A 21585-nucleotide genomic window follows, 5' to 3' on the forward strand; every position below is an offset into this window, starting at 1 on the left:
TCAACGCCCCGGTCGCACCGCGTGCTGCGCGGCGAGGCGCACCGGGGCGTTCTGCGCGCCATAGCCGCGGTAGCCGCCGTCGCGCTGGACGAGTTCGAAGAAGACGCGGCCGACGGTCTGCGTGTAGCAGTGACGGAACGCGCCGTTCTTGTCGCGGTCGTAGAGGATGCCGAGTTCGCGGTACGTCTCCAGCTCGCCGTCGGCGAACTCGTAGCGGGCGGCCAGGTCGTCGTAGTAGTTGGCGGGCACCGGCAGCAGGTGGCCGCCGGCCTCGCGGAAGTGGCGGGCCGCGGTGACCACGTCGTCGGTGGCGAGCGCGATGTGCTGGGCGCGGGCGTCGTCGTCGGTGGGGGCGGGGCCCACTCCGAGGGCGATGCGGACGCTGCCGTCGGCGTTGGTGACGGCCCGGCTGCGGTGCAGGCCGTACGGGTCGGCGACGTCAACGCTTTCCTGCGCGCTCAGCCCGAGCACGCTGCGGTGGAAGAGGGCCGCCTCGTCGAACTGGTGCCAGGGCTGGGTGAGCGCGAGGTGGTCGATGCGGGACACCCGCTGCGCGGCCCACTCGTGCTCGACCGGCTCGAAGTCGCTCTTCCAGCTGGGGTGTTCGGGGCGGTCGGTGGCGCAGAAGAACAGTTCGGTGCCGTCGGGGGCGGCCACCGCGTCGAGGGGCGCGTCCTGGAGAGCGCGGCGGCGCGGCAGGACGGGGGCGAGCAGGGACTCGGCGCGCCGGGCCGCGGCGGCCGGGTCGGGTGACTCCAGTCCGACGGCGGCGAGCGCGGTGCCGTCGCGCCGGGCGGCCGGTCCCGTGTTGACCAGGACGCGGGCCTCGCCCTGCTGCCAGAGGTCGACCGGCTTGCTGCGGTGCCGGGCCGTGCGGGTGAAGCCGAGGGCGCCGAGGAGCGCGGCGACGGGGGCGACGTCGGGGGTGACGAGTTCGGCGAAGGCGACGCCGGTCGGCACCACGGGCGCGGGCGGTGTGGCGAGCCCGGTCGCCTCCTTGAGGACAAGGCCGGTCGCTTCCTGGAGTACGAGCAGGGAGCGGCGGGCGTCGACGGCGGTCGGCCCCGCCTCGGCCTGCCGGAAGACGTCATTGAAGACCTCGAGGGAGAGGGGGCCCTGGTATCCGGCGCGCACCACATGCCCGAGCAGCCCGGCGATGTCGAAGCCACCCTGGCCCGGGAAGCAGCGGTAGTGGCGGCTCCACTGGAGCACGTCCATCGCCATCAGCGGGGCGTCGGCCAGTTGCAGGAAGAAGATCTTCTCGCCGGGGATGTCCTCGATGCCCTTGGGGTCGGAGCCGCGGGCGAGGATGTGGAAGCTGTCCAGGCAGGTCCCGAGGGAGGGGTGGTCCGCGGCCTCGACGATGCTCCAGGCGTGGTCGTACGTGCTCACATGGCGCCCCCAGGCGAGCGCCTCGTAGGCCACCCGGATGCCGAAGTCCTCTGCCAGTCCGGCCAGTCGGCGCAGCTGACCGGCCGCCAGCGCGTCGTCGTCGACGGCGAGCGGCGAGACGCTGGAGCACACCAGGACGGTGTCGGCGCCCAAGCGGCGCATGAGCTCGAACTTGTGGCGGGCCCGGCGCAGATTGCGGGCGAACTCGTCCTCGGGCACGGCCTCGATGTCGCGCATCGGCTGGTACAGGTCGATACTCAGCCCGAGGTCGGCGGTGCGGGCCCGGATCTCCTCGGGGGTGAGGGGGCTGGCGAGCAGGTCGTTCTCGAAGATCTCGACGCCGTCGAAGCCCGCGCGGGCCGCGGCCGTGAGCTTCTCGGTCAGGGATCCGCTGAGCGAGACGGTGGCGATGGACGTACGCACGGGGTGCTCCTTCGATGCCGGGGGAAGGCGGCTTCGGTACCGCTTCAGTTCCGGACGGGTTCGGCGCCCGCGAGGTCGGCGATGTCCGCGAGCATCCGCGCGCTGTCGGGCTCCCGCCCGGTGAAGAGCCGGAACGCGTCCACGGCCTGGAAGACGGCCATGCCGCCGCCGTCGAGGGTCGCGCAGCCGAGCGCGCGGGCGGTGCGCACCAGCTCGGTCTCCAGCGGGCGGTAGACGACCTCGGCGACCCACAGGCCGGGGTGCAGCAGCTCGGCCGGGAACGGGAGCCCGGGGTGCGCGGCCATCCCGGTGGGCGTGGCGTGCACGATGCCGTCGGCACGGGCGAGGCGGGTCCCGAGTGCGTCCGGCGTCGCGGCGGACGCGCGGCCCTCGCCGAAGTGCCGGTTCAGCGCGGCCGCGAGATCCGCGGCGCGGTCGGGCATCGCGTCGACGACGGTGATGTGCCCGGCGCCCAGTGTGAGCACGGCGTGCGCGACGGCCGCGCCGGCGCCGCCCGCTCCCAGCTGCACGACCCGTTCCAGCGAGACGTCGGGCAGGCCGCGGGCGAAGGAGGCGGCGAACCCGGTGACGTCGGTGTTGTGCCCAATCGCGCGGCCGCCCTCGAAGACGACGGTGTTGACCGCGCCCAGCGCCTCGGCCTGCGGGGCGAGCTCGTCGAGATGGCCGATGACCAGCTGCTTGCAGGGGTGCGTGATGTTCAGCCCGTCGAAGCCGAGGTCACGCGCGGCGCGGACGAGTTCACCCACGGCCTCCGGGCCGACGCCGAGCGTGTCGATGTCGATCAGCCGGTACAGATAGCGCAGGCCCTGCCGGTCGGCCTCCCGCTCGTGCAGTGCGGGACTGAGCGAGGGGCCGATACCGGATCCGATGAGGCCGACGAGATACGAGGTCTGGGGCACGGCGGGGCCTCCGGAGGGCGAGGGGCCAGCAACCGAGTGGTGGATCCGATGACTGGCTAATGTACGAACTGGTTCGTTAGTCATATCAAGCCGCCCGCCGGATGGGAAGAGGCGACCACCGACGCGCACCGCCATCAGGCGCTGCTTCTACAATCGCGGGCACCGGCCCCTCGCCCGTGCGGGCACTGGCCTCTCGCCCGAAGGAACCCCGATGACCAGCGTCGAAGAACCGGCACGACCCAACGGGCGTATCCGTGACGCCGCCCGCACCAAGGCCGAGATTCTCGACGTGGCGACCCAGGAGTTCGCGCGGGCCGGCTACACCGGCGCCCGCGTCGACGAGATCGCGGCCCGCACCCGCACCACGAAGCGGATGATCTATTACTACTTCGGCGGCAAGGAGCAGCTGTTCACGACCGTTCTGGAGCGCGCGTACGCCGTGATCCGGCAGGCCGAACAGGAGCTGGACGTCGAGCACCTGGACCCGGTCGCGGCCATCCGCAGGCTCGCCGAGCTGACCTTCGACCACCATGAGGCGCACCCGGACTTCATCCGCCTGGTGAGCATCGAGAACATCCACGAGGCGCAGCACATCACCGCGTCCGAGGAGCTCGGCAGGATCGGCTCGCCCGCTCTCGACGTGATCCGCCGCATCCTGGAGTCGGGCCGCGGCTCGGGCCTGTTCACGGCCGACGTCGACGCGGTGGATCTGCACGCGATGATCAGCTCGTTCTGTTTCTTCCGGGTCGCCAACCGGCACACCTTCGGCGCCCTTTTCGGCCGTGACCTGGTCGCTCCCGACCAGCGTGAGCACTACCGGACCATGCTCGGCGACATGGTCATCGCCTACCTGACGGCGGACCGCTCCGCGGACTGAGAACCCGGACCAGGACCGGTCAACGGACCAAGAGTGGGTAGATCCTTCGGCACAACCTCTTGACACCCGGGAAACGTGGGCGCAACATCCGTAGCCAACCGCTACTAACTATCCAGTGGGTTAATTAGCCGGGGCGACCATCGTCAGCAGACGCGCACCCGGCACGGCCGACCCGCCACCCCAGGGCCCCGGCACCTCTCCCCCTCCGCCACTCCCGTCCCCGGAGTTCCCTCGAAGGAGCAAGCCGTGTCTGTCCCCGCCGCCCCGCTCGACGCGCCACCCGGCCAGCCCCGGAAGGCCGCCATGGCCGCCTGGATCGGCAGCGCCCTGGAGTACTACGACTTCTTCATCTACGGCAGCGCCGCCGCCCTGATCTTCCCGAAGGTCTTCTTCGACGAGTCGGACCCGGCCACCGCGACCCTGCTCTCGCTGGCCACGTTCGGTGTCGCCTACGCGGCCCGCCCGATCGGCGCGCTGTTCCTCGGGCACTTCGGCGACCGGGTCGGCCGCAAGAAGATCATGGTCTTCACGCTGATCCTGATGGGTCTGTCGACGTTCCTCATCGGCTGTCTGCCGACCCGCGCCCAGGTCGGCGGCCTCGCTCCGGTGCTGCTCGTGCTGTGCCGCGTCCTGCAGGGCATCTCCGCCGCCGGCGAGCAGGCCAGCGCCAACTCGATGACGCTGGAACACGCGCCGCCGAACCGGCGCGGCTTCTTCACCAGCTTCACGCTCAGCGGCACCCAGGGCGGTCAGCTCCTCGCGACCCTGGTCTTCCTCCCGATCGCCGCACTACCCGAGGACCAACTGCTCTCGTGGGGCTGGCGCGTCCCGTTCTGGGCGAGCGTGGGCGTCGCCGTCGTCGGCTATGTCATCCGCCGTACGCTGCAGGAGACCCCGGCCTTCACCCAGCAGGCCGCGACCGAGGGCGTCGTCAAGCTGCCCCTCGCCGTGCTGTTCCGCGAGCACTGGGCGGACGTCCTGCGGGTCGTCGCGGGTGCCCTCATCGCCTCGGTCAGCACGATCTTCACGGTGTGGGCGCTGGCGTACGGGACCAGCGACTCGGTCGGTCTGTCCCGCTCGCAGATGCTGTGGGTGGGCGCGCTCGCCAACCTCTTCGCCCTCGGCGCGATTCCCGCCTGGGCCACGCTCTCCGACCGCATCGGCCGCCGCCCGGTCTATCTGATCGGCGCCGTGGGCAGCGCCGTGCTGATGTTCCTCTACCTGTGGGCCATCTCCACCGGCTCGTACCCCCTGGTCCTCATCCTCGGCATCGTCGCCTTCGGTGTCGTCTACAGCGCCGCGAACGGTGTCTGGCCGTCCTTCTACGGCGAGATGTTCTCCACCCGCGTGCGGCTCTCCGGCATGGCGATCGGTACGCAGATCGGCTTCGCCGTCGCCGGGTTCGCGGTCACCTTCGCCGCGCAGATCGCGGGTCCGGGCGGCGACGACTGGTCGTCCGTGGCCCTGTTCACCGCGGCCCTGTGCGTCCCGCCGATCGTGGCCGCGGTCACCGCCCGCGAGACGCACAAGGTGCCGACCGAGCGGCTGGGCGAGCGTGCGCCGCAGGAGGCCGCGCAGCGTGCGACCGTGACGGCCTGACGCCAACCCCCACGATCACCCAAGTCCCCGACCGCACTGAGCTGTTCGGGGACTTGGGCATGCCGTACGAGGAGCCGGCTGCCGAGGGGCCGGGTGCCGAGGACCCGCGCGCCGAAGGGCCGGCGCCGAACGGCGGTGGGCTTGCGGGCTAGAGGTCGTGCGCCCGAGGGTGGCGCGGCTCGTACAGGCCGATCTCGCTCCCGCCGGGGAGCCGGAAGCCCGTCACTCGTCCCCACCTCGCGTCCGTGAGCGGCCGGGTGAACTCAACTCCCTTCTCGCCGAGTTCGGCCATCGTCGTCTCGACGTCGTCGCACATCAGCATCAGCTCGTGCGACGGCTCGCCCTCGGTCGGATGGAAGGCGAACTCCGCCGGCGGAGCCTTGAAAATGAGCCAGCCGTGCCCCGCGTCCACATGCGCACAGCCCAGGACGTCCCGGAAGAAGACGCGGTCGGCCTCCGCGTCACGGGTGTAGATCACCACATGTGCCCCATTGATCACGCGCGGAGGCTAGTGGGGCCGAAACTCGGTGGCAAGCGCGACGCGCACCTCGGGTCCAGAGACCCTGCGGCCCGCCACGCCTGTCGAGGGTTTCGTCACGCGGCAGATCGACAAGGGCACCGGCTGGAACTCCCTCCAAGCGTCCGTGGCCCAGAACCTGGCGCTCTCGACGATCGGTTACCCCTTCGTCGAGACCGACATGATCGGCGGCTCCAGCGGTCAGCCCGCGCCCACCAGGGAGGTCCTGGTCCGCTGGGCGCAGTCGGCGTCGTACATGCCCCTCACGTACGCCTCCACCTCTCCCGTCGACACCACCGATGTGATTGGCGGTCCTCTCCGCACCCAACCTCATGTCCTCCGCCGCCCGGGACATCCGCCTCCCGTCCGGCACGTGGTACGACGTCACACACGGTAGGAAGATCAAGGGCCCCGTGACACTGAAGAACTACGCGACTCCACTCGACGTCACCCCGGCCTTCGCGGACCTCGACGCGAAGGGGGCGGGCAAGGCACTCAAGGCACTGCGGCGTGCCGATACCGCACCCGTCGGCCCATGAAGGCCGCTCCGCGCACCCCGGCCGGGTTCAGGGGCGGCCGGTGTGCGCGGAGCGCGCGTTGACTATCGTTGCCCGATCACATGAGTGGGGCCCGGCCGTGAGCTGGGCCGACGGGCGCGAGGACGGTGTTCGAACGTGCGGCGGGACGGGTGGATACGGGTGCCGGTCGGGGACGACGCGGCCCGGTGGGCCACGCGTGGGAGCAGTCACCGCGTGCTGCTCGTCGTGCACAACGTCACCTCCGCGACGCGGCTTCTTGACGTCCTCCCGCTGTTCCACGACGACTTCCGGGTGCAGTTGCTGGTGACATGCACGGGGTCATCGGCCTTCCGGTCCGGTGTCGCCGAGCTGCTCGCCGACACCGGGGTGCCGGTGCTGCCCTGGGAGCAGGCGGTCCAGACCCCGGTTTCCCTGGTGATCTCGGCCAGCTTCGGCGGCCAACTGCAGGCATTTTCAGGTCGATTGACCATATTGTCCCACGGTATCGGCTACACTAAGAAGCTGGCGACGCCGGGAGCCGGGAGCCGGGAGCCGGGAGCCGGGAGCCGGGAGCCGGGAGCCGGGAGCCGGGAGCCGGGAGCCGGGAGCCGGTGCCTGTGTTCGGGATGTCGCGCGAGTGGCTGTTGGGGAGGGACGGGGCGCCGGTCGCCGACGCGCTCGTGCTGTCGCATCCCGAGCAGTACGAGCGACTGCGCGCCGCCTGTCCCGAGGCGGCGCCGACGGCCGTGCTCGCCGGGGACCCGTGTTTCGACCGGATGCTGGCGGCCCGCCGGTACCGCGACCGCTACCGCCGCGCCCTCGGCGTACGGACCGGCCAGCGGCTGATCCTGCTCAACTCCACCTGGAATCCGGAGTCCCTCTTCGGTGACGGCGGCGGCGATGACGTACTGCCCTCGCTGCTGCCCCGGCTGACCTCGGAGCTGCCCTCCGACGAGTACCGTCTCGCGGCCGTGCTCCATCCCAACATCTGGCACGGCCACGGACCCGGCCAGATCCGCGCCTGGCTCGACCGCGCCCAGCGCGCCGGGCTGACGCTCGTCGACCCGCTGGAGTCCTGGCGCCAGGCCCTGCTCGCGGCGGACGCCGTCATCGGCGACCACGGCTCGGTCACCTACTATGCCGCCGCGCTCGGCATCCCCGTACTCCTCGGCGCCGCGCCCCTGGACGGCCTCGATCCGGACGCCCCGGTCTCGGACTTCGTGCGGGAGGCTCCACGGCTCGACCCGCACGCCGCACTACGTCCCCAGGTGGAGTCGCTGCTCGCCGCCCACCGCCCGTTGCCGGGTCCCGCCGCGTTCACCAGCTCCGTGCCGGGCGAGTCGGCGGCCCGGCTGCGCCGCCTCTTCTACGAGATCATCGGCATCCCGGAACCGGACGCGCCCGCGCTGCTCGAACCGCTCCCGCTCCCGCCCTACGAGCCCCCTTCGCACACCGCACCGTTCCGGGTGCTGACGCGGCTCCTCGGCTCGGGCGAGGTCTCGGTCGTGCGGCACGCCGACCCGCGTAGCGAGCCGGACGGCGCGGGAGCAGCGCACACGGCCGTGCACGAGGACTCCCGCGACCCCGGTCAACTCGCCCTCGCCGACGTCGTGTTCAGGTACGGCGAGGCCGCCGATCCACGCTTCGGCTCCCCGGCGCTGTGGACACGCGAGGTACTCGCCCGCCATCCGCAGTGCGCGCTCGCCGCCTACGTCACAGGGCACGGCGACTGCGCGGTCCGCACCCGCGCCGAGGGCTTCCTCCGGCTGAGTGGCGAACCGTCGGCGGCGGACGCCGACCCCGCCGCGTACGCCTCCGCCCTGTATGCCTGGCTGGCGGCGGGCAAGTCGCTGGACGAGCTGGTCGCCCAGGGCCTGACCGTGCGGACCGGGGCGACACTCCACCGCGTACTCATCACCCTTGAGGACGACCGCCGTTGAGGCACCGCTCGCGCAATGTCCGCAGATGCGCGAGCTGATACTCGGCCTGCTCCTTCGCGAGGGCCGCGACCGCCTCGTCGATGAGCGGCAGCGCCTCTGCGAACTCGTCCCCGTCCAGGCGGGTTTCGGCGAGGTCGGTGAGGGCGCGTGCCGTGTTGTACGCCTCGCCGCTCTCCCGGAAGAACCGCAGCGCGCGCTCCAGCCGTTCCCGCGCCTCGTCACGGCGTCCGAGGCCCCGCAGGGCACGACCCCGGTGGCGTTCCAACAGAGCGCGGGCGCGCGGCAGATCAGCGGCGCCCTCGTCGTCGGAGCCGATGGCGTCGAGGATGTCGTACGCCTCGCCGAAGCAGTCGTACGCCTCGCGCCAGCGCCACTGCCGCAGGCGCAGCAGGCCGAGGAACTCGACGGCGGAGGCGTGCCCGCGTACGTGACCGGCGGCACGTTCGTCGCGCGCCGCCGCGAGCGCCTCGGGCTCGGCCTCCTCCCAGCGCCACAACTCGGTCAGGGTGTGGGCGAGTTGGGCGTGCAGTGCGCCGGCATCGCGGGTGCCGGGGACATGGGCGTCGGCCGTGCGCACGCCGATCCGAAGGGCGGGCAGGAGGACATCGTGGTGGCCCGCCTTGAGCTGGAGCGGCCACAGCGCCCGGCAGAGCCTCACGACGGTGTCCGCGTCACGGAACTCCTCGGCGGCGTACACCGCTTGGACGAGGTTGCGCGATTCGGTGGCGAGCGCGGACACCGCCTCGCCCCGGTCCGCGTACGAGAACGGGGAGGTGCCGGAGGGGACCCGCCAGCTCTCCGGGAGGGCCGCCTGCGCGGCGCCGACCGCCAGGTGCAGATATCCCTCGACGGTCCGGGACACGGCGGCCGAGCAGGCGGCGATCCCGTCGGTGGAGGCCGCGGCGGTCTCGGCGTGCGCGCGGACGCCGGGGCGGTAGCGGTAGCGGCCGGTGTCCGTGCGCTCCAGCAGCAGCGCGTCGGCGAGATCCTCCAGGAGCCGGGCCGCCTCGGTCTCCTCGATGTCCGCCGTGCGGGCGGCCGCCGCGGCGTCGAAGGCCGGCCAGTCGTACAGGCCGTTCAGCCGGTAGAACCGGGCCGCGTCGGGGTGCAGCAGGCGGTAGGAATCCTCCGCCGCGGCGCGCACCGGATCGCCGTCGGGCACCGGCGGCGTCTCCGCGGAAGGTACGGAGAGCCGGGGCGCTGCCGCCCGCAGGGCGTAGGGCGAGCCGCCGCAGCGATCCAGTACGGAGGGCAGCGCGGCCTTGGCCGCGGTGATCGCGGGCTTGCCCACCAGGTCGGTGAGCAGTCGCACCGCGTCCCTCTTGGCGAGCGGGCCGACCTGGACCGGCAGGGCGTCGACACCGGTGAACGGGCGCCGGGTGACGAGGACCGTGAAGACGCCGGGGGCGGAGGTCAGCAGGGGACGGATCTGCGCGGCGGACTGGGCGTGGTCGAGCACGAGCAGCAGGCGCCGGTCGGCGACGTACCGTCGGAAGCTGTCGGTGCGGTCCTCGGCGGAGGGCGGTATCTCCTCGTCGGGCAGGCCGAGTTGGCGCAACAGCGAGCTCAGGACTGCGCCGGCGTCGGCCGCGCCCGGGCCGCGCAGGTCGGCGTAGAGCTGTCCGTCCGGGAAGCGGTCCGCCCGGCGCCAGCCCCAGTGCACGGCGAGCGTGCTCGTGCCCATGCCCTCCTGGCCGTGCAGCAGTGCCACCCGGGGGCTGCCGTCGAACGCGCGCGAGGCCTCCTTGTCGAGGAACTTCAGCGCTTCCCGACGGTCCGTGAAGAACCGTGTGGACGCGGGAAGACAGGGTCGTTCGGACCGGGGTCCGGCGCCGGGAACCCGTACCCCTTGAGCGAACAGGGTCCAGGTGTGGGCGAGTTGTGGATCGTCGTGCACCCTCTCGTGCACCAGCCGTGCGACGGCGCTCAGCTGGTCGGCGGTCGTCGGTGCGGGGACCTCCCGGCCCGCGATCCGGCGCACCAGTCCCCCGGTCGACTCCCAGGCCCACTTGCCCGCTTCGTTGGCCATCCCCGAGCCGACGGCTCCCAGTACCCCCGTGATGGCCGCCATCGAGATGGGATCCAGCATGCCCCCGCACTCCCCGTTCCGACGCCTTCCACGTATCCGGGCGTCTTGCACCTCACACCAATGTCAGGTTCGACCATACGCGGCATGCGAAGCGACACGAGGACACAACCAGCCCTTTCCACCAGCCGAGTTGACGAGCGGAAGCTGCCCCTGAAGGCCCTGCTGGCGTTGGCCACCGCCGTGTTCATCACGAGTCTGACCGAGACGCTGCCCGCGGGTGTGCTGCCCGCGATGAGTGCCGACCTCGACGTCGGGGAGTCCGCCATGGGGCAGTCGGTCACGATCTACGCGCTCGGGACCGCACTCACGGCGATCCCCCTGTCGGCGGCCACGGCCGGGTGGCGGCGCAAGCGGCTGCTGCTCGTGGCGATGACGGGGTTCGCCGCGGCCAACACGGTCACGGCGGCGTCGACGGCGTACTCCCTGACGATGGTGGCCCGGTTCGTCGCCGGGGTGGCCGCGGGGCTGGCCTGGGCACTGCTGGCCGGGTACGCGCGACGCCTGGCGCCGGTTCACCTGCGCGGCAAGGCGATCGCGATCGTCATGACCGGCATTCCGGTGGCGCTGTCGCTCGGGGTGCCGGCGGGGACGTTCCTCGGGGACGCGCTGGGCTGGCGGGTGACGTTCTCCCTGATGACCGTGCTCGCCGTCGCGCTGATCGGCTGGATCACGGTGGTCGTGCCGGAGCGGCCCGGGCAGCGGCGGGGCGGTCGGCCCCCGATGCTCCGGGCGCTGCGCGTCCCGGGCGTCGTCCCGGTGCTGTTCGTGACGCTGGTCTTCGTGCTGGCCCACACGATCCTGTACACGTACATCGCCACGTTCCTCGGACACCTCGGCATGGGTGATTCCACCGACCTCGTGCTGCTGGCCTTCGGCGGCGCGTCCATGGTGAGCATCTGGATCGTGGGCGCGCACATCGACCGGCGATTGCGTGCCCTGACCCTCGTGAGCACGCTGCTGGTCGCCGTGGCGGCCACCGTTCTGGCACTGCTGGCCGACAGTTCCGCACTCGTCTACGTCGCGGTGGCGCTGTGGGGGCTCGGCTGGGGCGGTGTGCCCACCCTTCTGCAGACGGCGGTGGCCCACGCGGGCGGTGACGCGGCGGACGCCGCGCAGGCCATGCTCGTCACCCTGTGGAACGCGGCCATGGCCGGCGGAGGCGTCGCGGGCGGCATCCTCCTCGACCGCCTGGGACCAACTTCCTTCCCCTGGACGGTTCTTGGACTCCTGCTACCGGTGCTGGCCGTGGTGGCCGCGGCCCGCGCCCACGGCTTCCCGGTGAGCCGGACCTCGTGAACGGGGATTCCCCTACGGCTCCCGGGGCGTCCGGTGTCTCGCACCGACACCGGGAACGGAAGCGAGGCGCGCGCCGGCCGGCGGAACGGCGAAGGGTCAGCGTCCGCGGGGAATGCCGTACGCACGCTCCACATGGAGCCGTAGCACCAGCCGGCGGTCGCGGACCATGGCGGCGCGGTAGTCGTCCCAGTCGGGGTGCTCGCCCTGGACGTCCCGGTAGAGCCGGATGAGCTCCTCGACGGTGTCGTCGTGCGGGTCCCCGGCGACCGGCGTGAGCTCGGCTGTGCCCTCGGCGACCGTGTACGCCCACCGGTCCCTGCTGGTCACGTGGTACGAGGCCCGCGGGTCCCGGCGCAGATTGCGGGTCTTGGCGCGGTCGTCCGTGAGGGAGACCCGGACGATCCGCTCGTCCGGATAGTAGGCGTGGCTGACGTTCGACAGCTGGGGCCGTCCGTCCCGCTTCAGGGTGACGAGCACCCCTCCGTCGTACTCGGAGAGCAGCTTGAGCAGTGCGTCCTGCGTCGCGTCCTGAGTCATGCCGTGATCAACGCCTCGGACCTCGCACCGCATTCCACGTAGACACTGTCCATGAAATGCGTAGACACTGTCTACCGACCTATGGTAGACACTGTCTATGAGCGAGCATGAGGCAGGGCTGAAGACCCGGCTGATCGAGGTCGGCGTCGATCTGGTGACCACGGAAGGCGCGCAGGCGCTGACGCTGCGGGAGATCGCCCGGCGGGCCGGGGTCTCGCACGGCGCCCCGCGCCGCTACTTCCCCACACACCTGGAGCTGCTGTCCGCCATCGCCCGCCGCGGCTTCGCGGATCTGGGAGCCCGCGTGGCGGAGGCGGTCGGCGCCGGCGAGGCGAGCCCCCGCGCCCAGCTCACGACGCTGGCGAGGGTGTACCTGGACTTCGCGCTGACCAACCGGGGGATGTACGAGCTGATGTTCCGTCATGATCTGCTGGAGAGCGATCGGTTGGGGCTGCGGGAGACGAGCCTGCCGATGTTCGGCGCGCTGGTGGACCTCGTGGGCCAGGTACGGCCCACGGCCGACGCCCCGGTCGTCGCGGGCGCGTTGTGGGCGAACCTGCACGGGATCGCCCAGCTGTGGAGCTGGGGCAGCCTCCGACTCACCACGGGAGCCGACGACTTCGTACCCCTGCTGGACGCCGCTCTGGAGGCGCACCTCGGGCCGGCGGAGCGATGAGCGAACCGGCCGATCATCAGCAGATGAGCTCGGGGGCCCATCGCCGGATCACCCTCGCGAGCAGCGTCATCGGTGCCGTGATCGTCGCCCTGGACGGCACCGTGCTCACCGTCGCGCAGCCCACGCTGCAACGCGATCTGCGCGCCTCGTTCGCTCAGGTGCAGTGGACCAGCACCGGCTATCTCATCGCGGTGGCAAGCCTGTTGGTGTTCGCGGGGCGCCTCGGCGACCGGTACGGCCACCAGCGGCTCTTCGCCGTGGGGATCCTGGGCTTCGGCGCTGCCTCGGCGGGGATCGGCCTGGCGCCCGGCATCGGCTGGGTGATCGGGCTGCGGGTGGCGCAGGGCGTGTTCGGGGCGCTGCTGCAACCGGCGACGCTCGGGATGCTGCGCGCCGCCTACCCACCCGACCGGCTCGGCATGCCCATCGCGCTGCGCACGAGCGCCATCGGTCTCGCGGCCGCCGCAGGGCCGGTCGTCGGCGGGGCGCTGGTCACCCATCTGGGATGGCGTGCCGTCTTCTTCCTCAACATCGTGCCCGCGCTGCTCATGGGCGTGTTGGCACTCGCCGTCCGGGGCCCGGCGCGGGACAGGGCCGCCACGGGGCGGCTCGACCTGCCCGGCGCCTGTCTGCTCGCGGTGGCCCTGGTGTGTCTGGTCCACACCCTGGTCGGGATACCGGAGGCCGGCTGGACGACGGCGAGCACGCTCGGGCTGGTCCTGGCCACGGCCGCCGGAGCCGCGTTCGTACGTCACGAACGCCGCACCGCGAGCCCGCTGGTCCCCTCCGAGGTGCTCGGCTCCGCGACCGTCGGAGCGGCGCTCGGCGTCCTGGTGGCCGCGTCGGCGGCGATGCTCGGCACGCTGTTCGTCGGCAGCTACTTCCTGCAGGAAGTCCTGGACCTGGACCCGCTGCAGACCAGCCTGAGGGCACTGCCCGCGGCGGTGATGATGGTGCTGGGCGCGCCCGCCGCCGCCGTACTCCTGCGCCGGCTGGGTGCCCGCCGTACGACCCTGGCCGGAATGGGCGTCCTCACGCTCGGCGTCCTGCTGCTCTCCCGGCTCGACGAGGCGTCGACGGCCGTGGCGATCGGCGGCGGCTTCCTGCTGCTCGGCACCGGTTTCGGGACGGTGATGGTCACCGCGACGGCGGTCGTCGTACGGCACGCGTCCGCGGAGTCGGCCGGGGTGGCGGGCGGGCTCCAGCAGACGGCGATGAACGTCGGACCCACCCTGGGCGTCGCGGCGGCGACCACGCTGATGACCCTGACCAGCGGTGTCGCGATCGACCCCCCGCTGACGGTTCTCGCGGCCGTGTCCGCGACCGGTGTGCTGCTCGCCTTGAGGCTGCCGGGGCGCACCGGCACCGTGACCGCCGGGGAGCGTCCGCCGGGGGACGCCGGGCAGGGTCCGACGAGGGACGCCGGGCAGCGTCCGCCGAGCGACGCCGAGCAGCGTCCGCCGGGGGACGCCGCACGAGTCCGTACGAGACCATGAGAACAAGAGCCGCAGCCCGGAGGAGAGCCATGGGACACCTGCGACAAGAGATCGGGACGCGCGAGGCGGGCCTCGATCCGAAGGCGCTGGCCCGCCTTGACCAGCATTTCGCCCACCTCGTCGACGACGGCCGACTGCCCGGCTACCTCGTGTCGGTCTCCCGGCACGGCCGCGTCGCGCACCTGACCACGTACGGGAGTCGCGACCGCGAGGCCCAACTCCCCGTCGAGACGGACACCTTGTGGCGGATCTACTCGATGACCAAGCCGGTCACGTCGGTCGCCGCGCTGATGCTCCTCGAAGAGGGACACTTCCGACTCGACACCCCCGTCGCCGACTTCCTCCCGGCCTTCGCCGACCCACAGGTATACGTCGGCGGGTCCGGCCCCGACACCAGGACCCGCCCGGCCGGTCAACCCCTTCTCGTCCGGCACCTGTTGACCCACACCGCGGGCCTGACCTTCGGCTTCTACTACTCCCACCCCGTCGACGCGCTCTACCGGGCCGCAGGTCTGGAGTCGTCGGTGCCGCCGGGCGCCGACCTGGCCGAGACCTGCGACGTGTACGCCGGGCTGCCACTCCAGTTCGAGCCGGGCACCCAGTGGAACTACTCGGTCGCCACCAATGTCCTCGGCCGCGTCATCGAGGTGGTGTCCGGACGCGACCTCGACGTGTTCCTCGCCGAGCGGATCTTCGGCCCGCTCGGTATGGCGGACGCCGGCTTCCACGTCACGGACGAGCAGGCCGGACGGCTCGCCGAGCTCTACGGGGAGGACGACGAGGGCGGGATCACCCCGATCGCCGGGCTTCCGCTGCACGGCCGCCCCCGCTTCCTGTCCGGGAGCGGCGGCATGGTGGCCACCGCCCACGACTACCACCGCTTCATGGAGATGCTCCGCCGTCGCGGGGAACTCGACGGAACCCGCCTGCTGAGCGCGGAGACCGTGGACTCGATGGTGACCAACCACCTCCCCGGCAACGCCGACCGCCGCACCTTCGGCAGCCCCGTCCACCAGGAGCCCGGCAACGCGGGCCTCGGCTTCGGCCTCGGCGTCTCCGTCGTGGTGAACCCGGACCTCACGCAATCCCCGGCCGCCGAGGGCGCGTTCGGGTGGAGCGGAGTGGCCACCACGACGTTCTGGGTCGACCCGGGCAGGGACCTGACCGTGCAGTTCCTGACCCAGGTGCGCCCGACGACGTCCCACTCGGTCTTTCCCGAGCTCAAGCGGCTCGTCCATGAGGCGGTACTGGACTGAGCCGGGTCATCCGGCTCGCAAGGTGAACTCCACCCCGTCCCTGGCGAGTTCGGCCAGCCATGCCTCGGACCGCTCCGCCGTCTCGGCGGCGCGGCTGAGGCCGGGCGGAAGCGAGCCGTCGAGGATGTGGCGGACGCCGAGGGCGAGGGTGCGGGAGACGCAGCGGGCCATGGCGCTCTCGTCAGCGGTGCCTTCCAGGTCGAGGAGGTAGCGGCCGGACCAGGTGTCGCCCGAACCGCCGTGCACGTCCAGCGAGACGGCGAGTACGACCCGGTCACGGTCGGCGTCGGTCGTCGGATAGGCGGTCGCCAACTCCTGGGCCAGCGCGGCGATGCGCTGGTCGTCGCCCGCCCTCAGCTCCTCGAAGACCGCGTCCCAGGCGCGGAGCCAGCCGTCGAGACGGAGGGTGCCGCGGACGAAGGTCCGCGCCTTCCAGGTGGGTGGGAGGGCGTACTGGTCGAGGAAGGGGACGCTGTCACGGTTGGGGTAGACCTCGAAGGTCTCGCCGTCGATGACATGGGGGCGGGTCGCCTCCCAGGGGCGGACGGCCGTGGTCTCCGCGCCGTCCTCGACATAACGGGCGGGCGAGCGCAAGGCATTGAGCACCCCGGCGGGCGCCCAGCTGAAGCGGTACTTGAAGTCGTTGGGCACCGCGGGGATGCCGCCGCAGTACGAGGTGAGGCTGTACGAGGCGGCCGACTCGGCGCCGATCGCCTCCTCGGCGCGGGCGATCAGACTGTGCGCGAAGAGGTGGTCGATGCCTGGGTCGAGCCCGCACTCGGTCAGCACCACGACACCCGCCGCCGTGGCCGCGGGTACCTGCTCCAGGACCGCGTCCGACACATAGCTGGAGCACGCGAAGTGGGCGCCGCGCTCGACGCAGGCGGCGAGCAGCGGGGCGTGTTCGGGCGCGGGCAGCATGGAGACGACGACGTCTCCGGGGGCGAGTTCGGCGGTGAGCGCCGCGGGCGTGTACGCGCGGGGTTCGGCGCGCCCGGTCAGACCCAGTTCCTGCAGGCTGCGCTCGGCGCGCTCCTCGGTGCGGTGCCACAGGCGTACGCGGTCGGCGGCGTCGCAGGTCGCGGCGAGACCGCTGCCGGTGGACAGGCCCGCGCCGATCCAGTGGACGGTACCGCTCGCCGCGGTCGCCTCAGGCATCGGGGAACTCCCTTTCCTCGGTGCCGAGTTCACGGCAGGCTTGGTTGAACCGGTCCAGGCAGCGCCCCCAGGGTCCGCCGACCCCGAACTCCAGGAGCAGCGGCAGCAGTGCCGCCGAGAAGTCGACGCTCGCCTCCAGCGGCAGCAGGGACGGCAGATTGTCGATGGCGATCAGGTCGAGGACGGGCTGCTCACGCAGACGTCGGACGGGATCGTCCCAGTCGGTGGTGGCGTCGTAGACCGGCAGCACGTTCAGGGGTGATCCGACGTCGCAGGTGACGTCGCACAGCGTGCGCAGCCGGCGGCCGGGCTCGTCGAGATCCTTGTCCGTGAGGAAGGGCGGGATCGGCCGGGTCGTCAGCACCGTATTGACCATCAACTCGTGGGCCAGCAGCGCCTGTCGGTCCAGATCGCGGGTCTCGGCGAGATCCCAGCACGTGGGCTCGACCCCGGCCGCGCCCAGCGCGACCCGCGCGCCCCGGCCGCTGCGCCCCAGGGCGCCGATCACGAGAGCCTTCAACTCCACGGCGTCGACGGCGAGTTCCGCGTCCAGCTCCTCCTTGGACGTGGGCCGCAGCGGGGCCCGGAGCCTGCCCCGGTGATGGAGTACGGCCAGGGCCGCCCCCAGGTACCCGGCCCAGTAGCCGAAGGCGGCGAGCCTGCGGCCGTCGTCGTCCACCAGGTATTCGAGGTCGAGCAGGATCCCGGCCCCGGCGAGGAACCTGCGCAGCAGCGCCGCGGCTCCGGGCTGGTGCTTGTACGCGTGCCCGAAGAAGATGTGACGGTGCGTCAATGCTACAGGTTCATCGGGGAGTTCCTTGAGTCCGACGACGACCGCGTCCGACGGTGCCGACGCCCAGGATCCGGTCGTGGCGACCCGGCATCCGGCCGCCTCGTACGCCTCGACCGGGAAGACCCGCTGCGGTGATTCCTCGACTGTCACCCTCACGCCGCTCTCGACGAGCCGCCGGGCGTCCGACGGCACGATCGGCGTGCGCCGCTCGGTCGTACGGGTCTCGTGGCGCAACCACAGATGGAGTGCCGTCATACGAGGTTGACCTCCGGGCGCAGGGCGTCGGCGGCGAAGCGATCGACGCTCAGGGGGCTGATGTCGACGAAGGGTACGCGGCCCAGATACAGGTCGCGGACGACCTCGCCGACCGCCGGTCCCTGCAGAAAACCGTGGCCCGAGAACCCTGTCGCGTACAGGAAGCGCGAGCAGGAACGCGCCTCGCCGATCAGCGCGTTGTGGTCCGGCGTGATCTCGTACAGGCCCGCCCAGCCGCCGGTTCTGCGCAGGTCGAGCAGGGCGGGGGCGCGCCGCCGCATGGCCTCGCCCAGACGGGGGATCCAGCGGTCGTGCGTCTCGATGGCGAACCCGGGAGTCTCGTCGGGATCGGACATCCCGACGAGGAGACCCGGACCCTCGGTGTGGAAGTAGAGGCTGCTGGTGAAGTCGATGGTCATGGGGAGGCCGGGCGGCAGTCCGGGGACGGGTTCGGTGACGGCGATCTGGCGGCGCAGCGGCTCCACCGGGAGGTCCACGCCCACCATCGCGCCGACGGCCCGCGACCAGGCACCGGCCGCGCAGACGACCGTGCCGGTGGCGATACGGCCCCGGCTGGTGACCACCGCCGTGATCTCGTCGCCGCGCGTCTCGATGCCGGTGACCTCGCAGTGCCGCAGCACGGTCACGCCGTGGCGCCGGGCTCCGGCCGCGTAGCCCTGGACCACGGACTCGGGTGTGCAGTGCCCGTCGTCCGGCGAGAAGGCCGCGGCCAGCAGTCCGTCGGTGGTGATCAGCGGCGACAGTCGGCGCGCCTCGGCCGGATCGATCATGCGGCTGGGCACCCCGAGCGCGTTCTGGAGCCGTACTCCGGCCTCGAACGCGGTGACCTCCTCGGGCGTGGACAGCAGGAACAGATAGCCCACCCGGTGCAACCCGATGTCGTGGCCCGGTTCCTCGCCGAAGCGGGCGAACGCCTCCAGGCTCCGGGCGCCGAGCTGGATGTTGAGCTCGTCGGAGAACTGCGCGCGGACCCCTCCCGCGGCCCGCGAGGTCGACCCCGAGGCGAGTTCGTCGCGCTCGACGAGCACCACGTCGGGCACCCCCGCGCGGGCCAGGTGGTAGGCGATGCTCGTACCCATCACCCCGCCGCCGATGACGACCACACCCGCGGAGGTCATGAGCGCGGCCCCGCTGCCCTGGCCGCGTCGATCACGGCCCAGGCCGCGGCGGCGTCCTGGATGCCGAGCCCGACGCTGTTGTAGAAGACGATGTCGTCGGGATGCGTACGAGCCGTGTGGCGGCCGGTGAGCACGCCGCCGAGCGGGATCAGGTCCTCCCGGGTGAGCCGCCCGTCCCGCAGCGCATCGACCACCGGCCCGGCGTGCTCCGCAGCGGTCTGCGGATCGTCGACGACCACCGCCGCCGCCCGCCGTACGACCTCCGCGTCGACCTCGCTCCGCGTGGGCTCGAAGGATCCGACGCTCACGATCGTGCACCCCGGCGCCAGCCACTCGCCCCGTACGACGGGCGTGCTGCTGAGCGTGCAGGCCGCGACCATCGGCAGTCCGGCCACGGCTTCCTCGGCCGTGTCGACGGCCTTGACGGCGACGCCCAGTTCCGCCGCGAGACGCTGCGCCGCGTGGCTCCGTCGACCGGGGTTCGGGCTCCACAGCCGTACGGACCGCAGCTCCCGCACCCGGGCGACGGACCGCGCGTGGGCGAGCGCCTGTGTACCGGAGCCGAGGAGGCCGAGTTCCGCGCTGTCGGCGGTGGCCAGCGCGTCGAAGGCGACGGCGCTGGCCGCGGCCGTGCGCAGGGTCGTCACCGCCGTGCCGTCCATGACCGCGGCGAGCTGCCCGGTGACCGGATCGAGGGCGTTGATCACCGCGTGAACCGTCGGCAGCCCGGCCGCCGCGTTGCCCGGGTTCACACTGCCGACCTTGGCGACGGCCCCCGTGTCCGCGGACAGCCGCGCGAGATACGCGAAGACGACGCTGTCGTCGAAGCGGCTGGGGTGCATGATCTTGCCCGGGAGCTCCGCGGTGCCGTCACCGAGCGCGGTGAAGGCCGCGCGCTGCGAGGCGATCGCCGCGTCGGTGCCCAGCAGCTCCACCACCCGCTCACGCGAGAGATACAGCGGGCCGACGGCGCCTTCACCGTCCTCGTCGTCTTCTGTCATTCCTCAGTGATAACCGTCTTCGCCGATCCGCAAAAGATCGCCTCCGTCCAGGTGGCCTCCGTCCAGATGGCCTCCATCCAAGTGGGGGAGGTAGTGGTCGAGACGCTCCCGCTTGGTCAGCAGATAGCTGAGGTTCTCCTCGCACGGCGGAATCAGCAGCGGAACCTGTTCGGCGACCTTGATGCCGTGGCGCAGCAGCGCCTCCCGCTTGCGCGGGTTGTTCGACAGCAGGCGTACGGACCGTACGCCGAGGTCGTGCAGGATGTCCGCCGCCACCCGGTAGTCGCGGGCGTCCACCGGGAGGCCGAGGGCGAGGTTCGCCTCGACGGTGTCCAGGCCCTCCGCCTGGAGCTTCATCGCGCGCAGTTTGGCGAGCAGGCCGATGCCCCGGCCCTCGTGGCCGCGGAGGTAGACGAGGGCGCCGCGTCCTTCCGCCACGATGGCGCGCAGCGCCGCGGCGAGCTGGGGGCCGCACTCGCAGTGCGTGGACCCGAAGGCGTCCCCGGTCAGGCACTCCGAATGGAGCCGGGTGAGCACGTCCCCTTCCTTAATCGCATCCAAGTCCCCGTATACCAGGGCGACTTGTTCCTCTCCCCGATCGTGGTCGAGGTAGCCGACGGCGTGGAAATCGCCGTACACGGTGGGCAGGGGGGCAATCACGACTCGTTCGACACCTGTGAGGTGGGCATTCCCGCCGAGTACGCCAAAGTTATCTGTCATGATCTGGTTCCTAAGCAGAGTCGAAAGGGCCGTGAAAACATGGGTAGTTCGGGAACGCACTCGACGGTATCCGGTCTGTTGCCGCTGGACACCACGGAGGATGTACGGGAGCGGGGGGCCGGTGTCGCCCGTCAGGTCGCCGTGCTTCCCGTCGGCAGCTTCGAACAGCACGGTCCGTTCCTTCCGCTCGCGACCGACACACTCGTCGCGTGCGCCATCGCGCGGGAGGTTGCCGCCGCCCATCCGGTCCATCTCCTTCCTCCGGTGACGATCTCCTGCTCGCACGAGCACGCTGCCTGGCCGGGGACCGTCAGCATTTCTTCCGTCACGCTCCACGCGGTGGTCCGCGACATCACCGACTCGCTGCGCCGTTCGGGCGTCGACACCCTGGTGCTGGTCAACGGGCACGGCGGAAACTACGTACTGGGCCATGTGGTTCAGGAATCCGCCGGCAGCGGTACCCGCATGGCGCTTTTCCCGGCCCCGGAGGACTGGGAGGCGGCAAGGGAACGGGCCGGTGTACAGACCTCGCTGCTCAGCGATATGCATGCCGGAGAAATCGAGACCTCCATTCTTCTGCACGCCCATCCGGAATTCGTCAGGGACGGTTACGAGACCTCCGATTTCGTCGCGGACGACCGGCGCCATCTGCTCACCCTCGGCATGTCGGCCTATACCGAGTCCGGTGTCATCGGCCGGCCTTCGATGGCTTCCGCCGAGAAGGGAAAGGAACTGCTGGCGGCGCTGACCGATTCCTTCGGGGCGTACTTCTCCCTGGTGACGTCGGAGAAGCTGGAGAAGCTGCCTTCGGAGGAGGGGATTTCGGCGGTCGGTGAACGTCGGCATTGATCGGGTCCTCCTGCGCTCTCCGCGCGGGGGCGCCGGAGCGCCGCGCACCATCGGACGACCAGGACACAGACGCCGGGCAGGCTCGCGGCGAAGCTGAGCACTCCGTAGACCACGGCGACGGTCAGGCCCATGCT

The 21585-nt window shown here is 71.7% G+C and carries 20 protein-coding genes; 10 read left to right on the forward strand and 10 right to left on the reverse strand.

Annotation, left to right across the window (positions count from 1 at the left end; all coding sequences use genetic code 11):
• Both ACZ4WS_RS03155 and ACZ4WS_RS03160 read right to left on the reverse strand, forming a co-directional pair.
• Nucleotides 1–1815: a bifunctional sugar phosphate isomerase/epimerase/4-hydroxyphenylpyruvate dioxygenase family protein gene (locus ACZ4WS_RS03155; RefSeq protein ID WP_467976605.1), complete on the reverse strand. Its 1815-nt coding sequence runs from the start codon at nucleotides 1813–1815 to the stop codon at nucleotides 1–3.
• 44 nt (nucleotides 1816–1859) lie between these two features.
• On the reverse strand, nucleotides 1860–2735 hold the full coding sequence (locus tag ACZ4WS_RS03160; protein WP_467976607.1) for a shikimate dehydrogenase: 876 nt from the start codon (nucleotides 2733–2735) through the stop codon (nucleotides 1860–1862).
• A gap of 211 nt (nucleotides 2736–2946) precedes the next feature.
• Between ACZ4WS_RS03160 and ACZ4WS_RS03165 the strand changes: the two genes are divergently transcribed.
• Both ACZ4WS_RS03165 and ACZ4WS_RS03170 read left to right on the forward strand, forming a co-directional pair.
• Nucleotides 2947–3612 carry a TetR/AcrR family transcriptional regulator gene (locus ACZ4WS_RS03165; protein ID WP_467976609.1) on the forward strand — a complete coding sequence of 222 codons (666 nt, stop codon included), beginning with the start codon at nucleotides 2947–2949 and terminating at the stop codon, nucleotides 3610–3612.
• Between the two features lie 246 nt (nucleotides 3613–3858).
• Entirely contained in the window at nucleotides 3859–5211 is a 1353-nt protein-coding gene (locus ACZ4WS_RS03170; RefSeq protein WP_467976610.1) for an MFS transporter, read from the forward strand.
• A gap of 148 nt (nucleotides 5212–5359) precedes the next feature.
• Here the strand turns inward: ACZ4WS_RS03170 and ACZ4WS_RS03175 are convergent, their stop codons facing one another.
• Entirely contained in the window at nucleotides 5360–5710 is a 351-nt protein-coding gene (locus ACZ4WS_RS03175; protein WP_467976611.1) for a VOC family protein, read from the reverse strand.
• 28 nt (nucleotides 5711–5738) lie between these two features.
• Between ACZ4WS_RS03175 and ACZ4WS_RS03180 the strand changes: the two genes are divergently transcribed.
• From ACZ4WS_RS03180 to ACZ4WS_RS03190, 3 genes are all read left to right on the forward strand, one after another.
• Nucleotides 5739–6125 (forward strand): TIM-barrel domain-containing protein, encoded by a 387-nt coding sequence (locus ACZ4WS_RS03180; RefSeq protein WP_467976612.1) that lies wholly within the window; start codon nucleotides 5739–5741, stop codon nucleotides 6123–6125.
• A gap of 16 nt (nucleotides 6126–6141) precedes the next feature.
• Complete coding sequence (locus tag ACZ4WS_RS03185) at nucleotides 6142–6267, forward strand: hypothetical protein (protein WP_467976613.1); 126 nt, start codon at nucleotides 6142–6144, stop codon at nucleotides 6265–6267.
• Between the two features lie 590 nt (nucleotides 6268–6857).
• Complete coding sequence (locus tag ACZ4WS_RS03190; RefSeq protein ID WP_467976615.1) at nucleotides 6858–8186, forward strand: hypothetical protein; 1329 nt, start codon at nucleotides 6858–6860, stop codon at nucleotides 8184–8186.
• Here the strand turns inward: ACZ4WS_RS03190 and ACZ4WS_RS03195 are convergent.
• Nucleotides 8161–10275, reverse strand: a complete 2115-nt coding sequence (locus tag ACZ4WS_RS03195) for a tetratricopeptide repeat protein (protein WP_467976617.1) — start codon at nucleotides 10273–10275, stop codon at nucleotides 8161–8163. The genes ACZ4WS_RS03190 and ACZ4WS_RS03195 overlap by 26 nt on opposite strands.
• A gap of 84 nt (nucleotides 10276–10359) precedes the next feature.
• Between ACZ4WS_RS03195 and ACZ4WS_RS03200 the strand changes: the two genes are divergently transcribed.
• Complete coding sequence (locus ACZ4WS_RS03200; RefSeq protein WP_467976619.1) at nucleotides 10360–11571, forward strand: MFS transporter; 1212 nt, start codon at nucleotides 10360–10362, stop codon at nucleotides 11569–11571.
• A gap of 96 nt (nucleotides 11572–11667) precedes the next feature.
• Here ACZ4WS_RS03200 and ACZ4WS_RS03205 read toward each other — a convergent pair whose 3' ends face one another.
• On the reverse strand, nucleotides 11668–12108 hold the full coding sequence (locus tag ACZ4WS_RS03205) for a PPOX class F420-dependent oxidoreductase (protein WP_467976620.1): 441 nt from the start codon (nucleotides 12106–12108) through the stop codon (nucleotides 11668–11670).
• Nucleotides 12109–12205: 97 nt separating this feature from the next.
• Between ACZ4WS_RS03205 and ACZ4WS_RS03210 the strand changes: the two genes are divergently transcribed.
• Genes ACZ4WS_RS03210 through ACZ4WS_RS03220 form a run of 3 tightly spaced genes read left to right on the forward strand, consistent with a single transcriptional unit; the run spans nucleotide 12206 to nucleotide 15536 of the window.
• The gene (locus ACZ4WS_RS03210; protein ID WP_467976621.1) at nucleotides 12206–12784 is read left to right on the forward strand and encodes a TetR/AcrR family transcriptional regulator; all 579 of its coding nucleotides are present in this window, start codon (nucleotides 12206–12208) and stop codon (nucleotides 12782–12784) included.
• On the forward strand, nucleotides 12781–14280 hold the full coding sequence (locus tag ACZ4WS_RS03215) for an MFS transporter (RefSeq protein WP_467976623.1): 1500 nt from the start codon (nucleotides 12781–12783) through the stop codon (nucleotides 14278–14280). Before ACZ4WS_RS03210 ends, ACZ4WS_RS03215 begins: the two co-directional genes overlap by 4 nt.
• Before the next feature lie 29 nt (nucleotides 14281–14309).
• On the forward strand, nucleotides 14310–15536 hold the full coding sequence (locus ACZ4WS_RS03220; RefSeq protein WP_467976625.1) for a serine hydrolase domain-containing protein: 1227 nt from the start codon (nucleotides 14310–14312) through the stop codon (nucleotides 15534–15536).
• Between the two features lie 6 nt (nucleotides 15537–15542).
• Here ACZ4WS_RS03220 and ACZ4WS_RS03225 read toward each other — a convergent pair whose 3' ends face one another.
• The 5 genes from ACZ4WS_RS03225 to ribA are packed head-to-tail and all read right to left on the reverse strand — an operon-like array spanning nucleotide 15543 to nucleotide 20602.
• Nucleotides 15543–16694 (reverse strand): saccharopine dehydrogenase family protein, encoded by a 1152-nt coding sequence (locus ACZ4WS_RS03225; RefSeq protein WP_467976627.1) that lies wholly within the window; start codon nucleotides 16692–16694, stop codon nucleotides 15543–15545.
• Complete coding sequence (locus ACZ4WS_RS03230; protein ID WP_467976629.1) at nucleotides 16687–17742, reverse strand: saccharopine dehydrogenase; 1056 nt, start codon at nucleotides 17740–17742, stop codon at nucleotides 16687–16689. The genes ACZ4WS_RS03225 and ACZ4WS_RS03230 overlap by 8 nt, the downstream gene beginning before the upstream one ends.
• Nucleotides 17739–18881 carry an NAD(P)/FAD-dependent oxidoreductase gene (locus ACZ4WS_RS03235; RefSeq protein ID WP_467976631.1) on the reverse strand — a complete coding sequence of 381 codons (1143 nt, stop codon included), beginning with the start codon at nucleotides 18879–18881 and terminating at the stop codon, nucleotides 17739–17741. The genes ACZ4WS_RS03230 and ACZ4WS_RS03235 overlap by 4 nt, the downstream gene beginning before the upstream one ends.
• Nucleotides 18878–19882, reverse strand: a complete 1005-nt coding sequence (locus ACZ4WS_RS03240; protein WP_467976632.1) for an ornithine cyclodeaminase family protein — start codon at nucleotides 19880–19882, stop codon at nucleotides 18878–18880. The genes ACZ4WS_RS03235 and ACZ4WS_RS03240 overlap by 4 nt, the downstream gene beginning before the upstream one ends.
• Before the next feature lie 3 nt (nucleotides 19883–19885).
• Nucleotides 19886–20602, reverse strand: a complete 717-nt coding sequence (ribA, locus tag ACZ4WS_RS03245) for a GTP cyclohydrolase II (protein ID WP_467976634.1) — start codon at nucleotides 20600–20602, stop codon at nucleotides 19886–19888.
• Nucleotides 20603–20641: 39 nt separating this feature from the next.
• Here ribA and ACZ4WS_RS03250 point away from each other — a divergent pair, with 39 nt between their 5' ends.
• Nucleotides 20642–21451, forward strand: a complete 810-nt coding sequence (locus ACZ4WS_RS03250; RefSeq protein WP_467977158.1) for a creatininase family protein — start codon at nucleotides 20642–20644, stop codon at nucleotides 21449–21451.
• Nucleotides 21452–21585: the final 134 nt, after the last annotated feature.

The organism is Streptomyces sp. NPDC029292, from assembly GCF_055569295.1.

Coding starts and splice junctions, on each gene's coding strand:
- ACZ4WS_RS03165 (WP_467976609.1), top strand. CDS start 2,947: ATGACCAGCGTCGAAGAACCGGCACGACCCAACGGGCGTATCCGTGAC.
- ACZ4WS_RS03195 (WP_467976617.1), bottom strand. CDS start 10,275: ATGCTGGATCCCATCTCGATGGCGGCCATCACGGGGGTACTGGGAGCC.
- ACZ4WS_RS03200 (WP_467976619.1), top strand. CDS start 10,360: ATGCGAAGCGACACGAGGACACAACCAGCCCTTTCCACCAGCCGAGTT.
- ACZ4WS_RS03205 (WP_467976620.1), bottom strand. CDS start 12,108: ATGACTCAGGACGCGACGCAGGACGCACTGCTCAAGCTGCTCTCCGAG.
- ACZ4WS_RS03210 (WP_467976621.1), top strand. CDS start 12,206: ATGAGCGAGCATGAGGCAGGGCTGAAGACCCGGCTGATCGAGGTCGGC.
- ACZ4WS_RS03215 (WP_467976623.1), top strand. CDS start 12,781: ATGAGCGAACCGGCCGATCATCAGCAGATGAGCTCGGGGGCCCATCGC.
- ACZ4WS_RS03220 (WP_467976625.1), top strand. CDS start 14,310: ATGGGACACCTGCGACAAGAGATCGGGACGCGCGAGGCGGGCCTCGAT.
- ACZ4WS_RS03225 (WP_467976627.1), bottom strand. CDS start 16,694: ATGCCTGAGGCGACCGCGGCGAGCGGTACCGTCCACTGGATCGGCGCG.
- ACZ4WS_RS03230 (WP_467976629.1), bottom strand. CDS start 17,742: ATGACGGCACTCCATCTGTGGTTGCGCCACGAGACCCGTACGACCGAG.
- ACZ4WS_RS03235 (WP_467976631.1), bottom strand. CDS start 18,881: ATGACCTCCGCGGGTGTGGTCGTCATCGGCGGCGGGGTGATGGGTACG.
- ACZ4WS_RS03240 (WP_467976632.1), bottom strand. CDS start 19,882: ATGACAGAAGACGACGAGGACGGTGAAGGCGCCGTCGGCCCGCTGTAT.
- ribA (WP_467976634.1), bottom strand. CDS start 20,602: ATGACAGATAACTTTGGCGTACTCGGCGGGAATGCCCACCTCACAGGT.
- ACZ4WS_RS03250 (WP_467977158.1), top strand. CDS start 20,642: ATGGGTAGTTCGGGAACGCACTCGACGGTATCCGGTCTGTTGCCGCTG.